The organism is Ensifer adhaerens (assembly GCF_000697965.2).
Classification (GTDB): Bacteria; Pseudomonadota; Alphaproteobacteria; order Rhizobiales; family Rhizobiaceae; genus Ensifer; species Ensifer adhaerens.
On record NZ_CP015880.1, the window covers coordinates 3,368,334 to 3,383,780 of the forward strand.

Annotated in this window: 15 protein-coding genes; 13 read left to right on the forward strand and 2 right to left on the reverse strand. The window is 63.1% G+C overall.

Annotated features, from left to right (window positions below; translation table 11 throughout):
• The first annotated feature begins 72 nt into the window (after positions 1 to 72).
• The 7 genes from glpD to FA04_RS16415 all read left to right on the forward strand — a co-directional run bounded on the left by glpD (position 73) and on the right by FA04_RS16415 (position 7,819).
• The gene (gene glpD / locus FA04_RS16385) at positions 73 to 1,590 is read left to right on the forward strand and encodes a glycerol-3-phosphate dehydrogenase (protein WP_034802443.1); all 1,518 of its coding nucleotides are present in this window, start codon (positions 73 to 75) and stop codon (positions 1,588 to 1,590) included.
• Between the two features lie 130 nt (positions 1,591 to 1,720).
• On the forward strand, positions 1,721 to 2,791 hold the full coding sequence (locus FA04_RS16390) for an ABC transporter ATP-binding protein (protein ID WP_034802446.1): 1,071 nt from the start codon (positions 1,721 to 1,723) through the stop codon (positions 2,789 to 2,791).
• Positions 2,792 to 2,812: 21 nt separating this feature from the next.
• Complete coding sequence (locus FA04_RS16395; RefSeq protein WP_034802449.1) at positions 2,813 to 3,883, forward strand: ABC transporter ATP-binding protein; 1,071 nt, start codon at positions 2,813 to 2,815, stop codon at positions 3,881 to 3,883.
• A gap of 2 nt (positions 3,884 to 3,885) precedes the next feature.
• Positions 3,886 to 4,752 (forward strand): carbohydrate ABC transporter permease, encoded by an 867-nt coding sequence (locus FA04_RS16400; protein ID WP_034802451.1) that lies wholly within the window; start codon positions 3,886 to 3,888, stop codon positions 4,750 to 4,752.
• Positions 4,753 to 4,774: 22 nt separating this feature from the next.
• Positions 4,775 to 5,593 (forward strand): carbohydrate ABC transporter permease, encoded by an 819-nt coding sequence (locus FA04_RS16405; RefSeq protein ID WP_034802454.1) that lies wholly within the window; start codon positions 4,775 to 4,777, stop codon positions 5,591 to 5,593.
• On the forward strand, positions 5,593 to 6,015 hold the full coding sequence (locus FA04_RS16410) for a DUF2160 domain-containing protein (RefSeq protein ID WP_034802456.1): 423 nt from the start codon (positions 5,593 to 5,595) through the stop codon (positions 6,013 to 6,015). Before FA04_RS16405 ends, FA04_RS16410 begins: the two co-directional genes overlap by 1 nt.
• Positions 6,016 to 6,097: 82 nt before the next feature.
• Positions 6,098 to 7,819, forward strand: coding sequence for an ABC transporter substrate-binding protein (locus tag FA04_RS16415; protein ID WP_034802459.1), 1,722 nt, complete (start codon positions 6,098 to 6,100; stop codon positions 7,817 to 7,819).
• Between the two features lie 116 nt (positions 7,820 to 7,935).
• Here FA04_RS16415 and FA04_RS16420 read toward each other — a convergent pair whose 3' ends face one another.
• Positions 7,936 to 8,391 (reverse strand): hypothetical protein, encoded by a 456-nt coding sequence (locus FA04_RS16420; RefSeq protein ID WP_143106236.1) that lies wholly within the window; start codon positions 8,389 to 8,391, stop codon positions 7,936 to 7,938.
• A gap of 336 nt (positions 8,392 to 8,727) precedes the next feature.
• Between FA04_RS16420 and FA04_RS16425 the strand changes: the two genes are divergently transcribed.
• Positions 8,728 to 10,212, forward strand: coding sequence for a nucleobase:cation symporter-2 family protein (locus FA04_RS16425; protein WP_034802466.1), 1,485 nt, complete (start codon positions 8,728 to 8,730; stop codon positions 10,210 to 10,212).
• Positions 10,213 to 10,366: 154 nt separating this feature from the next.
• Positions 10,367 to 11,278 carry a DMT family transporter gene (locus FA04_RS16430; RefSeq protein ID WP_034802469.1) on the forward strand — a complete coding sequence of 304 codons (912 nt, stop codon included), beginning with the start codon at positions 10,367 to 10,369 and terminating at the stop codon, positions 11,276 to 11,278.
• A 61-nt stretch (positions 11,279 to 11,339) separates the two neighbouring features.
• Here FA04_RS16430 and FA04_RS16435 read toward each other — a convergent pair whose 3' ends face one another.
• A complete protein-coding gene (locus FA04_RS16435; RefSeq protein ID WP_034802472.1) occupies positions 11,340 to 11,768 on the reverse strand; it encodes a Fur family transcriptional regulator in 429 nt (142 codons plus the stop codon).
• A 121-nt stretch (positions 11,769 to 11,889) separates the two neighbouring features.
• Here FA04_RS16435 and FA04_RS16440 point away from each other — a divergent pair, with 121 nt between their 5' ends.
• Genes FA04_RS16440 through FA04_RS16455 form a run of 4 tightly spaced genes read left to right on the forward strand, consistent with a single transcriptional unit; the run spans position 11,890 to position 15,432 of the window.
• Entirely contained in the window at positions 11,890 to 12,795 is a 906-nt protein-coding gene (locus tag FA04_RS16440; protein ID WP_034802475.1) for a metal ABC transporter substrate-binding protein, read from the forward strand.
• Positions 12,792 to 13,727 (forward strand): manganese/iron ABC transporter ATP-binding protein, encoded by a 936-nt coding sequence (locus FA04_RS16445; RefSeq protein WP_034802478.1) that lies wholly within the window; start codon positions 12,792 to 12,794, stop codon positions 13,725 to 13,727. The genes FA04_RS16440 and FA04_RS16445 overlap by 4 nt, the downstream gene beginning before the upstream one ends.
• The gene (locus FA04_RS16450; RefSeq protein WP_034802481.1) at positions 13,724 to 14,584 is read left to right on the forward strand and encodes a metal ABC transporter permease; all 861 of its coding nucleotides are present in this window, start codon (positions 13,724 to 13,726) and stop codon (positions 14,582 to 14,584) included. Before FA04_RS16445 ends, FA04_RS16450 begins: the two co-directional genes overlap by 4 nt.
• The gene (locus FA04_RS16455; RefSeq protein WP_034802483.1) at positions 14,581 to 15,432 is read left to right on the forward strand and encodes a metal ABC transporter permease; all 852 of its coding nucleotides are present in this window, start codon (positions 14,581 to 14,583) and stop codon (positions 15,430 to 15,432) included. Before FA04_RS16450 ends, FA04_RS16455 begins: the two co-directional genes overlap by 4 nt.
• The last annotated feature ends 15 nt before the right edge of the window (positions 15,433 to 15,447 follow it).

Below are 15,447 nucleotides of genomic sequence, written 5' to 3' on the forward strand. Positions count from 1 at the left end.
TTTCGTTTTAACTGATTTCACTTTCGCTGATGCATCAATTTGTGCATCGCGAAATGTGGAGGGGAAACAGCAGTGTCAGAGCAGGCAATCTACGACGTCTTCGTCATCGGCGGCGGCATCAACGGATGCGGCATCGCGCGCGACGCGGTCGGCCGTGGGTACTCGGTCGCCTTGGCCGAAATGAACGATTTCGCTTCCGGCACGTCCTCCGGCTCCACCAAGCTCATTCACGGCGGCCTGCGCTACCTCGAACATTACGAATTCCGCCTCGTGCGCGAAGCGCTGATGGAGCGCGAGGTGCTGTGGGCAATGGCGCCGCACGTCATCTGGCCGATGCGCTTCGTGCTGCCCTATCACAAGGGCGGCCTGCGCCCGGCCTGGCTCATCCGCCTCGGCCTCTTCCTTTATGACCATATCGGCGGCCGCAAGCTGCTGCCGGCAACGGCGACGCTGGACATGAACCGCGATCCCGCCGGCAAACCGCTGAAGCGCCTGTTCAACAAGGCCTTCGAATATTCCGACGGCTGGGTCAACGACGCCCGCCTCGTGGTCTTGAATGCCCGCGACGCTGCCGACCGCGGCGCCGTCATCATGGCCCGTACCCGCGTCGTCGCTGCACGTCGCGACGGTGGGCTCTGGGCCATCGAAACCGAGAACCAGGCAACCGGCGAACGCAAGACGCTCAAGGCCCGCATGCTCATCAATGCCGCCGGCCCCTGGGTCGACGCGGTTCTCTCGGGCGCGCTCGGCAAGAACGACGTGCACAATGTCCGCCTCGTTCAGGGCAGCCACATCGTCGTGAAGAAGAAGTTCGACGATCCGCGCGCCTATTTCTTCCAGAACCCGGATGGCCGCATCATGTTCGCCATCCCTTACGAAGAAGACTTCACGCTGATCGGTACCACCGACCGCGACTACACCGGTAATCCGGGCGAGGTGCGCATCAGCGACGCGGAGGTCGACTATCTCTGCCGGGCAGCAAGCGAGTATTTCCTTGAGCCGGTGGAAAAGGACGACATCGTCTGGACCTATTCGGCCGTTCGCCCGCTTTACGACGACGGCGCCAGCAAGGCGCAGGAAGCGACGCGCGACTACGTGCTGCGGGTCGAGGGTGACAAGGGTGCGGCACCACTGCTCAACGTCTTCGGCGGCAAGCTCACGACCTATCGCCGCCTCGGCGAATCCGCGCTGGAAAAGATCGGCGAGGCGATCGGCGTCAAGGGTTCGAAATGGACCGCCGGCTCCAGGCTTCCGGGCGGCGATTTTCCCGCCCAGGGTTATGCCGACGAAGTCGCAAGACTGCGAAAGCAATATCCCTTCCTTGCGCCCCAGCATGCGCGTCGCCTCGTGCGCCTCTATGGCACGCGCGCCGCAGCACTTCTGGGTTCGGCGTCGAACGAGGCCGGTCTCGGCCACCATTTCGGCGCCGATCTCTACGAGGCCGAGGTCAAGTGGCTGATGACGCAGGAATGGGCGCGGCACGCCGAGGACGTGCTGTGGCGGCGCACGAAATTGGGATTGAAGCTGACGCCGGGCGAGGCGGCAGCGCTGGAGGAATACATGCGAGGCGCGGCCAACGCAGCCGCCTGACAACGCTCGCATTCAATGCATTTCCAACACGGGCGCGCGCGCCCGGAAATGCAGAAAACCGATGAGATAGAGCGTTTCCGCGCTGGGGTGGAAAACGCTCGGACTGCCGACAGGCTGGGTGGAGAATTCAATGCTTGAAATGAAGAAGATATCCAAGGTCGTAGGCGGGGAGACGCATATCTACCCGACCGACCTGGTGCTGGAGAGGGGGTCGCTGAACGTTCTCCTCGGCCCGACCCTTTCCGGCAAGACGTCGCTGATGCGGCTGATGGCCGGTCTCGACAAGCCCGCCTCCGGTTCGCTCCTTTTCGACGGCGCCGACGTCACCGGCCTGCCGGTGCAGAAGCGTTCGGTCGCCATGGTCTACCAGCAGTTCATCAACTATCCGGCGATGACCGTTTACGAAAACATCGCCTCACCGATGCGCATCAGCGGCGCCGACACCGCCACCATCGACCGCGAGGTGCGCAAGGCGGCCGATCTGCTGAAGCTGACGCCTTATCTCGACCGCACGCCCTTGAACCTCTCAGGTGGCCAGCAGCAGCGCACGGCACTTGCCCGCGCCATCGTCAAGAACGCCGATCTGGTGCTGCTCGACGAGCCACTCGCCAACCTCGACTACAAGCTGCGCGAGGAACTGCGCGAGGAACTGCCGAAGATCTTCGCCGCCTCCGGCGCCATCTTCGTCTATGCGACGACCGAGCCTTCGGAAGCGCTGCTGCTCGGCGGCAACACCGCAGCCCTCAGCCAGGGCCGCATCACCCAGTTCGACAAGACAATCGACGTCTATCGCCGCCCGGTCGACCTGATCACCGCCCGCACCTTCGCCGATCCGCCGCTGAACTGCATCGAGCTGGTCAAAGCGGGCTCGGCCTTCACGCTCGACGGCAAGTCTGTGCTCACCGTCCCGGCACATCTGGCTGGCATCGGCAACGGTCCCTGCACCGTCGCGTTCCAGCCGCATCACCTGTCGTTTGACCGCCCGCAGGGTGGCGGCGATGCCCTGACGGTGAAGACGGCGATCTCCGAAATTGCCGGCTCCGAAAGCTTCATTCACGTCGGTTTTGCCAATGCGCGCTGGGTGATGCTGGCGCCGGGCATTCACGACATCGAACCCGACGCAACCCTCGAGGTCTTCGTCGATACCCGCCATCTCATGGCCTTCGGGCCGGACGGACGCGCCATCGGCGGCACGGCCTAAAGGAGGCGCTGGGAGGAAAACATGGCACGCATCAATCTCAACCATATCCGCCACGCCTATGGCGCCAAGCCGAAGTCGGAAAACGACTACGCGCTGAAGGAAGTGCACCACGAGTGGAACGACGGCGGCGCCTATGCGCTGCTCGGGCCCTCCGGCTGCGGCAAGACCACGCTGCTCAACATTATCTCTGGCCTGATCAACCCGTCCGAAGGCGAGATCCTCTTCGACGGCAAGGACGTGACGCATCTGTCGACCCAGGAACGCAATATCGCCCAGGTGTTCCAGTTCCCGGTCATCTACGACACGATGACGGTTTACGATAATCTGGCCTTCCCCTTGCGCAACCGGCATGTGCCGGAGGCCGAGGTCGACCGCCGCGTCAAGGAAACGATCGAGATGATCGGCCTTGGCGGCTGGGCGAAGAAGACGGCTCGGGGCCTCACCGCCGACCAGAAGCAGAAGATCTCGCTCGGCCGCGGCCTCGTGCGCAACGACGTCAGCGCGATCCTCTTCGACGAACCGCTGACCGTCATCGATCCGGAAATGAAGTGGGTGCTGCGCTCACAGATCAAGCGCCTGCACAAGCAGTTCGGCTTCACCATGGTCTACGTCACCCACGACCAGACCGAGGCGCTGACCTTCGCCGACAAGGTCGTCGTCATGTATGACGGCCAGATCGTGCAGATCGGCACGCCGGCGGAACTCTTCGAGCGCCCGCGCCACACCTTTGTCGGCTACTTCATCGGCTCGCCGGGCATGAACGTGCTGCCGGTCAAGCTCGACGGCGGCACCGCGACGATCGGCGGCGAGCAGTTGGGCCTCACCTTCCAACCCAAGGTCAAGGCCGGCGCCAAGACCGAGCTCGGCATCCGCCCGGAATTCGTCTCGCTCGGTCGCGAAGGCATGCCGGTCGCGATCACCAAGGTCGAGGATATCGGCCGCCACAAGATCGTGCGCGCCCGTTTTGCCGACCAGCCGATCTCGATCATCGTCGATGAGGACGGCGAGATCCCCGCCGAGCCGCGCGTCACCTTCGATCCGAAAGCCATCAACATCTACGCCGATTCCTGGCGCGTCGGCGAGGAGGCCTGACCATGGAGAAAACCTGGAACAACAAGGCCTGGTTCATGGTGCTGCCGGTCCTCGTGCTCGTCGCCTTCTCGGCCGTCATCCCGCTGATGACCGTCGTCAACTATTCGGTCCAGGACACCTTCGGCAACAACCAGTTTTTCTGGGCCGGCACCGACTGGTACGTGCAGGTGCTGACGTCGGACCGCTTCTGGGACGCGCTCAGCCGCAACCTGATCTTCTCGGCGATCATTCTGGCGATCGAAATCCCGCTCGGCATCATCATCGCGCTCAACATGCCGAAGAAGGGTCTTGGCGTACCGGTCTGCCTCGTCCTGATGGCGCTGCCGCTCTTGATCCCGTGGAACGTCGTCGGCACCATCTGGCAGGTCTTCGGCCGCGTCGACATCGGCCTGCTCGGCCGTACGCTCGAAGCGATCGGTATCAACTACAATTACGTGCAGAACCCCGTTGCCGCCTGGGTCACGCTGATCGTCATGGACGTCTGGCACTGGACGAGCCTCGTCGTCCTGCTCTGCTATGCCGGTCTCGTCTCGATCCCCGACGCCTATTACCAGGCGGCCAAGATCGACGGCGCCTCGCGCTGGTCGGTGTTCCGCTACATCCAGCTGCCGAAGATGAAGCGCGTGCTTTTGATCGCCTTCCTGCTGCGGTTCATGGATAGCTTCATGATCTACACCGAGCCCTTCGTCGTCACCGGCGGCGGTCCCGGCAACTCGACAACCTTCCTGTCCATCGACCTCGTCAAGACGGCCATCGGCCAGTTCGACCTCGGTCCGGCGGCAGCGCTATCGATCATCTACTTCCTCATCATCCTGCTGCTCTCGTGGATCTTCTACACCGTGATGACCACGAGCGACGCGCAGGGCTGACAAAGGCGGGAGGAGAAACAAAATGCAAAAACAACCACTTACCGAACGCCTCTCCTGGCTGGTGCCGACGGTCTACATCGTCTTCCTGCTCCTGCCGATCTATTGGCTCGTCAACATGAGCTTCAAGGAAACGAGCGAGATCCTGAGCACCTTCTCGCTCTGGCCGGTCAATCCGACGCTCCGGAACTACCAGGTGATCTTCACCGACCCCTCCTGGTACAACGGCTACATCAACTCGATCATCTACGTCGTCATGAACACGGTGATCTCGGTGACGGCAGCGCTGCCGGCGGCCTACGCCTTCTCGCGCTACCGCTTCCTCGGCGACAAGCACCTGTTCTTCTGGCTCTTGACCAACCGCATGGCGCCGCCGGCCGTCTTCGCGCTGCCCTTCTTCCAGCTCTATTCGGCCTTCGGCCTGATCGACACGCACATCGCGGTTGCCCTTGCGCACTGCCTGTTCAACGTGCCGCTCGCGGTCTGGATCCTGGAAGGCTTCATGTCGGGCGTGCCGAAGGAGATCGACGAGACCGCCTATATCGACGGTTACTCGTTCCCGCGCTTCTTCGTGAAGATCTTCATGCCGCTGATCGCCTCGGGCATCGGTGTCGCTGCGTTCTTCTGCTTCATGTTCTCCTGGGTCGAACTGCTGCTTGCCCGCACGCTGACGACCACGGACGCCAAGCCGATCGCCGCCACCATGACCCGCACGGTCTCCGCCTCCGGTCTCGACTGGGGCGTGCTGGCGGCCGCCGGCGTGCTCACCATCATTCCGGGCGCACTCGTGATCTATTTCGTTCGCAACTACATCGCCAAGGGCTTTGCCCTGGGGAGGGTATGATGACCGCTCAACCCGTTCGCAACGCCCGCTGGCAACTGCCGTTTGCCGCCGTTCTCGTCGTCTACGCCGCCGTTGCCGGGCTGCTCTTCAGCATGCTGCCCATCAAGGACGGCGCGCGCGACTGGTTCGCGCCGCTCATCCCCGGTGGCTGGATGGCCTGGTCGTTTCCGTCGGCCATGTTCTTCCTGACGATCTTCGCACTGCTGTCGATGATGGCGGTCTGGGAATATGCCTCGCCCGGCGGCAACCCGCGCGTCGGCATCCTGCGCTTCGAGACGACACGGGGCGATCGCCTCTTCGTGTCACTGCTCGGCAGCGCCTTCATTCACCTCGCATGGCTCGGCTTCGTCGGCGGGCAGAACCTGTGGTGGGCGCTCGCGCTCTCCCTGGTCTATGCCGTCGGCGTCTTCCGCTACGTCTGAGGCGAACCGATTTGAGGGGCCGCCAGACGGGCGGCCCCTCGAAAGATAAAGAACCGCATTCGCAAACCTAAGGGAGGGAATTATGCGACGGCATCTTTTGACTACGACGGCAGCTATGCTGCTGGCTTTCACCGGCAGCGCTTTTGCCGGCATGGACGAAGCCAAGAAATTCCTCGACAGCGAGATCGGCGACATGTCCTCGCTCGACCGCGCCGGCCAGGAAGCCGAAATGCAGTGGTTCGTCGATGCGGCGAAACCCTTTGCCGGCATGGAAATCAAGGTCGTTTCCGAAACGATCACCACTCATGAATACGAATCGAAGACCCTGGCCAAGGCCTTCTCCGACATCACCGGCATCAAGATCACCCACGACCTGATCGGCGAAGGCGACGTCGTCGAAAAGCTGCAGACTCAGATGCAGTCGGGCGAAAACGTTTATGACGCCTACATCAACGACTCGGATCTGATCGGTACCCATTGGCGCTACCAGCAGGCCCGCAGCCTGACCGACTTCATGGCCAATGAAGGCAAGGACGTCACCAACCCGAACCTCGACATCGACGACTTCATCGGCAAGTCCTTCACGACAGCACCGGACGGCAAGCTCTACCAGCTTCCCGACCAGCAGTTCGCGAACCTCTACTGGTTCCGCTACGACTGGTTCAACGACGAGAAGAACAAGGCGGACTTCAAGGCGAAGTACGGCTACGACCTCGGCGTTCCGGTCAACTGGTCGGCCTATGAGGATATCGCCGAGTTCTTCACCGGTCGCGAAGTCGATGGCAAGAAAGTCTATGGCCACATGGACTACGGCAAGAAGGACCCGTCGCTCGGCTGGCGCTTCACCGACGCCTGGCTGTCGATGGCCGGCAACGGCGACAAGGGCATCCCGAACGGCAAGCCGGTCGACGAGTGGGGCATCAAGGTCGACGAAAACTCGCGCCCGGTCGGCTCCTGCGTTGCCCGCGGTGGCGACACCAACGGCCCGGCCGCTGTCTACTCCATCCAGAAGTATCTCGACTGGATGAAGGCCTACGCACCGGCAGCTGCGCAGGGCATGACCTTCTCGGAATCCGGCCCGGTTCCGTCGCAGGGCGAAGTCGCCCAGCAGATGTTCACCTACACGGCGTTCACCGCCGACTTCGTCAAGCCGGGCCTGCCCGTCGTCAACGAGGACGGCACGCCGAAGTGGCGTTTTGCTCCGAGCCCGCATGGTGTCTACTGGAAGGACGGCATGAAGCTCGGTTACCAGGACGCCGGTTCCTGGACGCTGCTGAAGTCCACGCCTGACGACCGCGCCAAGGCCGCCTGGCTCTATGCGCAGTTCGTCACCTCGAAGACCGTCGACGTGAAGAAGAGCCATGTCGGCCTCACCTTCATCCGCCAGTCGACGCTCGACCACAAGAGCTTCACGGACCGCGCTCCGAAGCTCGGCGGTCTGATCGAGTTCTACCGTTCGCCGGCCCGCCTGCAGTGGTCGCCGACCGGCACGAACGTTCCTGACTATCCGAAGCTGGCTCAGCTTTGGTGGCAGGCGATCGGCGATGCATCCTCGGGTGCCAAGACCGCTCAGGAAGCCATGGACTCGCTGTGCGCCGAGCAGGAGAAGGTTCTCTCCCGTCTCGAACGCTCGGGCGTTCAGGGCGACATCGGTCCGAAGCTCGCCGAAGAGCACGATCTCGAGTACTGGAACAAGGATGCCGTTTCCAAGGGCAACCTCGCTCCGCAGCTGAAGATCGAGAACGAGAAGGAAAAGCCGCAGACCGTCAACTACGACGATCTGGTCAAGAGCTGGCAGAAGTAAGAAACCAACGGCCGCCTGCAAAACGGGCGGCCCTCATCTCCTCGGGAGATGCGGCACCGGGGTCGGCAACGGCCCCGGTATTTCTTTGCCCATAGGCGTGAAAGGACCTGTCGCGCCTACATGTGGGCAAGCCGCAAGCGTCCGGATTTCTCGGATCGTCGCTTGTCGAAGATGGCCCTGACCGCCTGCGTCGAGCCATCATCCATCCGCACGCTCATATCCATGTGGAGATGCTCATCGACGATCGTGATGCGGATGTCGAACGGCTTGCCGCGATAGCGGCCGGCGCCGTCCTCGTTCCAGCGCCCGATGCCCGCAGCGCTCGAACCGCCGCCGACGCGCCCGAGATGGGTCACCGCGAACCATCCATCCCTCCCCGTCACCTTCAGCACGGGGCCGTTCCGCCGGATCTCGACCGAGCAGCTCTCGCAGTCACCGGCGCCGGACGTGACCTGCTGCCATTGCCCCTGGAAGCTGACGCCGCTCGCCCCGGCGACCGCCGGCCAGAGAACGATCAGCAGCACGAAAAGCGCACGGCAGGGAGACGAAAAGGCCACTCTGCAAGAATTCATCGACATGATCCCAAACGAACCGCGGCGGAGCCTTCGCACCCGGCGCGACGAACCATCGTCGCTTCGCATTGCAGCAACGTTGCATCGTTGCTAGGATCAAGCTGTTCGTTGGCGCGCCTTGAGGCCTTCTTCGGCAATACCTGCCCGGTCGGCGCCGTTCGACGGTCAAATCCGAACCTTTCCCGCCCCGATCACCCCTCGACAACTTCCCCCGAAATCCGGAAAGTGTTTTCGTTCCGGCGATACTTGCGACATTCTGTCTCGACAACCGAAGATAGCGTTTCCCCTGTTGGAGGACGGGGGGCCGGACTGGTCGATGTAATGGGAGGAGGAACCATGAGCGACGTTTCCAGCATACACCCGGTGGACGAGATGCTGCCCGTGGGCAGACTTGCGACCCTCGGGTTGCAGCATGTCCTTGTCATGTATGGCGGCGCCGTCGCGGTGCCCCTGATCGTCGGCCGCGCCTTGCAGCTCAGCCCCCAGGACGTCGCTTTCCTGATTTCCGCCGATCTTTTCGTTTGCGGCCTCGTCACCATCATCCAGTCGCTTGGCCTCGGCCGCAGCATCGGCATCCGGCTTCCGGTCATGATGGGCGTTACTTTCGCCTCAGTCGGCCCGATGGTCTCGATGGCGGCGATGACACCCGGGCAAGAGGGTGCCCGGATGATCTTCGGCGCCATCATCGGCGCCGGCCTCGTCGCGCTCCTGCTCGCGCCGGTCATGGGCCGGCTTCTGAGGTTCTTCCCCCCCGTCGTCACCGGCACGATCATTCTCGTCATCGGCGTTTCGCTGATGCGCGTCGGCGTGAACTGGATCTTCGGCAATCCCTTCGGTCCGACCGCACCCAAGCTCGTCGATCCGAGCCATGCGGAATGGCTGGCGGAGCTCAAGAAGGCCGCGGCCACCGGAGGCCCGGCGGTACCGGACGGCCTGGTGCTTGGCGCCAGCGTGCCGAACCCGCTTTACGCCGAGCCGAGCCACATCGCGCTGGCCGGCTTCGTGCTCCTCTCCATTCTCGTGATCGCCCGCTTCGGCCGCGGACTGATCAGCAACATCGCGGTGCTGACCGGCGTCGTCGTCGGCTGCGTCGTCGCCGCAGCACTCGGCATGATGCATTTCGACCGGGTGGCCGATGCCGGCTGGTTTGCCGTGGTCACGCCGCTGCGCTTCGGCATGCCGATCTTCGATCCGGTGCTGATCGCCACCATGTCGCTGGTGATGATCGTCGTGATGATCGAATCGACCGGCATGTTCCTGGCACTCGGCGAAATCACCAATCGCGAAGTCTCGCGGCAGCAGTTGACGGCGGGGCTCAGGGTCGATGGCCTCGGCACCATGATCGGCGGCCTGTTCAACACCTTCCCCTACACGAGCTTCTCGCAGAATGTCGGGCTTGTCGGCGTCACCGGCGTCAAGAGCCGCTACGTCTGCGTGATGGGGGGCGTCATCATGATCGCGCTCGGCCTCATCCCGAAGATGGGCGCACTGGTCGAAGCGGTTCCGACCTTCGTGCTCGGCGGCGCCGGCCTGGTGATGTTCGGCATGGTCGCTGCGACCGGCGTGCGCATCCTGTCGACCGTCGATTTCAAGTCGTCGCGCAACAACCTGTTCGTGGTCGCCGTCTCGGTCGGCTTCGGCCTGATCCCGCTGATCGCGCCGAACTTCCTGATCTGGCTGCCGCATGCGATCCACCCGATCATCGAGTCCGGCATCGTGCTTGCCTCGATCTCGGCCGTCGTGCTCAACGCCTTCTTCAATGGCCTCAGCTTCGAAAGCACAGCCAGCGTCAACGCGGCCAAGCTCGCCGACAGCCATTGAGCCACCCGCAATCACGGAACCCCGGCCCGCGAAAGCTGGGGTTTCGCTTTTCCACATCTCGGAGGATCCCGATACTTCGATCGCCAACGAAGCATCCGCCGTAAGCGTCGCGCTAGAACGATGGCAACAATGACGACACAAGGATGCGATCCCGATGGCCAAGACCAACCTTTCTCTCGAACTCCTGCTGCTTCTTGCGCTCGCAACGCTCTGGGGCGCCTCCTACACCTTCATCAAGATCGGCATCGAGACCATTCCGCCGGTCACGCTGATCGCCGCCCGCACCCTGATTGCCGGCGCGCTTCTTCTTGCCGTTCTGCGCTGGCGTGGTCTCAGCCTGCCGCGTGACGCGGCGACTTGGCGGCGCTTCCTGTTCCAGGCCTGCCTCAACAGCGTTGTGCCCTTCACGCTGATCGCCTGGGCCGAGCAGACGATCGATGCCGGCATCGCCTCGATCCTCAATGCGACGACACCGATCTTCGCCTTCCTGATGACGGCGCTGATCACCCGCCACGAAGCGGTCACGGCCCGCAAGCTCGTTGGCATCGTCGCCGGCATGACCGGCATCAGCCTGATCATCGGCATGGAGGCCTTCGGCGGCCTCGGGGAACAGTTGCTGCCACAGTTGGCCGTGGTGCTCGCCACCGTCTGCTACGCGGGCGCCGCCATCTTCGGTCGCGGCTTCAAGGGACTCGACCCGATGATGCCCGCCGCCGGCTCGTTGATCGCAGGTGCTGCCCTGCTGATCCCGGTAAGCCTCGTCGTCGACAGGCCCTGGACGCTTGCGCCGTCGACGGAGTCGCTGCTGGCACTGCTCGGCCTCGCCGTCTTCTCGACCGCCCTTGCCTTTGCCATCTACTTCCGGCTGATCCAGACACTGGGCTCGGTCGGCGCCACGGCACAGGCCTATCTGCGCGTGCCGATCGGCGTTGCCATCGGCGCGCTCTTCCTCGGCGAACGGCTGTCGGACACCGCCTGGATCGGCCTTGGCTGCGTCATCGTCGGGGTCGCGGCCATGACCATTCCGGCGCGGCGACGCGGCGACGCGATCGCCGACCGCGGCTGAGGCCACTTACGGATAAAGAGAAGAGATTGCGCGCGCCGTCTGGCGCGCCATTGCCGACGCCTCAGTCCTTGCGCTTGCGGCAGTAGAGTTCCAGCCGGTGACGTACGAGGTCATAGCCGAGTTCGGCGGCGATTTCCGCCTGAAGCTGCTCGATCTTGTCGGAGCGGAACTCGATCACCGCACCGGTGTCGATGTCGATCAGATGATCGTGATGCGGCGCGTCGGCGGTCTCGAAGCGAGCGGTCGCACTCTCAAAGGCATGGCGCTGCACCACGCCCTGTTGCTCAAGCGCAGACAACGTCCGGTAGACGGTCGATAGCGAGACGGTGGCGTCAATTTCCTTCGCCCGGCGATGCAGTTCGTTTGCATCCGGATGGTCTTCGGCGGTGGCGAGGATCTTCAGAATAGCGGCACGCTGGCGCGTCACGCGCACGCCGCCATCCCTCAACACGCCTTCCAGTTCTTCGACACGATTCTTGTTCTGTTTCATGGTCGTACACTAGCCAAGGGCACGGCCTTTGAAAATAGCCAGTTGCGAATGCTTCTCATTTGCATTGACTTATGCAAATCATTCCCCTACTCCTGTGAGCATCAACATCTGGGAGTAAAGGATGATCGATCAGACGAGGCGCGCGATCCTGGCGGCAATGACGGCCGTCGCAGCCATTGCGCTCGTTCCAGGCGCCGCTTACGCGCAGGAGAAATTCAAGGCAGTGACGACTTTTACGGTCATTGCCGACATGGCAAAGAACGTCGCGGGCGACGCGGCCATCGTCGAATCGATCACCAAGCCGGGCGCCGAGATCCACAACTACCAGCCGACGCCGCGCGATATCCTGAAGGCGCATGACGCCAAGCTGATCCTCTGGAATGGCCTGAACCTGGAGCGCTGGTTCGAGAAATTCTTCCAGAACTTCGACGATGTTCCCGGTGTCGTCGTCTCGACCGGCATCGACCCCATGGGCATTGCCGAGGGCCCCTATACCGGCAAGCCCAATCCGCATGCCTGGATGTCGCCATCGGCCGCGTTGATCTATGTCGACAACATCCGCGACGCCTTCGTGAAGTATGACCCTGATAATGCCGAGACCTACAAGGCCAATGCCGAGGCCTATAAGCAGAAGATCGAGGCGACCATTGCACCGATCCGCGCCGAGATCGCCAAGATCCCCGAGGACAAGCGCTGGCTGGTCTCGAGCGAAGGCGCCTTCAGCTACCTGATCCGCGATTTCGGAATGAAGGAACTCTATCTCTGGCCGATCAACGCCGACCAGCAGGGTACCCCGCAGCAGGTCCGCAAGGTGATCGACGCCGTCCGGGCGAACCATATCCCGGTCGTCTTCTCCGAAAGCACGATTTCGCCGGACCCGGCAGAACAAGTGGCGCGCGAGACCGGTGCAAAATACGGCGGTGTGCTCTACGTTGATTCCTTGAGCGAAGCGGACGGCCCGGTTCCGACCTATGTCGACCTGCTGCGCGTCACATCGGAAACCATCGCCAAGGGTCTTGCACAATGAACCTTCAGGTGAAGACGCGCTCCGGGCCAGCACCTTCTTCCGGTGAGCAAGGAAGCGGCATCCGCGTCGCGGGTGCCACCGTCACCTACCGCAACGGCCTGCGGGCGCTGCGTGACGCCAGCTTCGAGATCCCGACCGGCACGATCACTGCGCTCGTCGGCGTCAACGGCAGCGGCAAGTCGACGCTGTTCAAGGCGATCATGGGCTTTGCCCGCCTGTCGCGCGGCGAGATCGCGATCCTCGGTCTTTCCGTGCCGGACGCGCTGAAGAAAAACCTCGTCGCCTATGTGCCGCAGGCCGAAGAAGTCGACTGGAACTTCCCGGTGCTGGTCGAGGACGTGGTCATGATGGGCCGTTACGGCCACATGAACATGTTGCGCATCCCGAAGAAAGTCGATCACGAAGCGGTCGAGGCAGCCCTTGCCCGCGTCGGCATGAGCGACTACCGCAAGCGCCAGATCGGCGAACTCTCCGGCGGCCAGAAGAAGCGCGTCTTCCTCGCACGCGCCCTTGCCCAGGACGGCAAGGTCATCCTGCTCGACGAACCCTTCACCGGCGTCGACGTCAAGACCGAGGACGCGATCATTCGGCTTTTGATCGGCCTTCGCGACGAGGGCCGGGTCATGCTGGTCTCGACCCACAATCTCGGCAGCGTACCGGAATTCTGCGACCGCACCGTGCTTCTGAAGAACACCGTGCTCGCCTATGGCCCGACCGAGACGACCTTCACCCGCGAGAACCTCGAGCTCGCCTTCGGCGGCGTGCTGCGGCACTTCGTGCTCGGCGGCGATAGCCTGCACGACGACGCCGATCCCCGCCAGCTTGCCGTCATCACCGACGACGAGCGTCCGCTCGTCATGTATGGCGACAAGGACCGCATGGTAGCGCAGCCGGCAAAGCCCGAGACCAACGGGGAACAGAACGGCAAATGATCGCCACGCTCTCCGAACCCTTCACCTACGGCTACATGCTCAACGCCATGTGGGTGAGCGCACTGGTCGGCGGCGTCTGCGCCTTCCTGTCCTCCTATCTGATGCTGAAAGGCTGGTCGCTGATCGGCGACGCGCTCTCGCACTCGATTGTGCCCGGCGTTGCCGGCGCCTACATGCTCGGCCTGCCCTTCTCGCTCGGCGCCTTCTTCTCCGGCGCCCTTGCCGCCGGCGCCATGCTGTTTCTCAATCAGCGCACAAGGCTCAAGGAAGACACGATCATCGGGCTGATCTTCACCTCCTTCTTCGGCCTCGGCCTCTTCATGGTCTCGCTGTCGCCGACGTCGGTGAACATCCAGACAATCGTGCTCGGCAACATCCTGGCGATCACGCCCGCCGACACGCTGCAACTGGCGATCATCGGCATCGTCTCGCTCATCATCCTGACGGCCAAGTGGAAGGACCTGATGGTGACCTTCTTCGACGAGAGCCACGCCCGCTCGATCGGCATCCCGACGACCTTCCTCAAGGTCTTGTTCTTCACGCTGCTTTCGGCCTGCACGGTCGCGGCCCTCCAGACCGTCGGCGCCTTTCTCGTCATCGCCATGGTCGTAACACCGGGCGCCACCGCCTATTTGCTGACGGATCGTTTTCCGCGGCTGATCCTCATCAGCGTCGCCATCGGCACGCTGACGAGCTTCTTCGGCGCCTATTTCAGCTATTTCCTCGATGGCGCCACCGGCGGCATCATCATCGTGCTGCAGACGCTGATCTTCCTGACGGCCTTCGTCTTTGCCCCGAAGCACGGGCTTCTGGCCGCGCGCCGGCGCGGCGCCGAACCGGTGGAGGCCGGCCGATGATCTCGCTCGACATGATGCTTGCCGTGTTCGAATTCGAGTTCATGCGCAACGCGCTTTTGATCTCGGTGCTGGTGGCGATCCCGACCGCGATGCTCTCCTGCTTCCTGGTGCTGAAGGGCTGGTCGCTGATGGGCGATGCGATCTCACATGCCGTCTTTCCCGGCGTGGTGATCTCCTACATCGTCGGCCTGCCGCTCGCCGTCGGTGCCTTTGCCGCCGGCATGTCCTGCGCGCTGCTCACCGGCTATCTCAAGGAAAACAGCCGCATCAAGCAGGATACGGTCATGGGCGTGGTCTTCTCCGGCATGTTCGGTTTCGGCTTGGTGCTCTACACCAAGATCCAGAGCGACGTGCACCTCGATCACATCCTCTTCGGCGACATGCTCGGCATCGGCTGGCCGGACATTGTCGAGACCGGCGTGATCGCGCTCGTCGCCGCCGGCATCCTCGCGGTCAAGTGGCGGGATTTCCTGCTGCATGCCTTCGACCCGGCCCAGGCCAAGGCGGTCGGCCTGCCGGTCAACTGGCTGCACTATGGGCTGCTGGCGATCCTGTCGCTGACGATTGTCGGTGCGCTGAAGGCGGTGGGGCTGATCCTCGCCATCGCCATGCTGATCGCGCCCGGCGCCATCGCCTTCCTGATAACCCGGACAATGGGCATGATGCTCATCGTCGCCGTGCTGATCGCGATGACGGCGTCCTTCACCGGCGTCTATCTGTCCTTCTTCATCGACAGCGCGCCGGCGCCGACCATCGTGCTCCTGATGACCGCAATGTTCCTGATGGCCTTCGCCTGGTCGTCCTGGCGGACCTACCGAAACGAAGCCCGGCGCGTGGCGGCCGAATGAAAAAAAGGCTCCCCT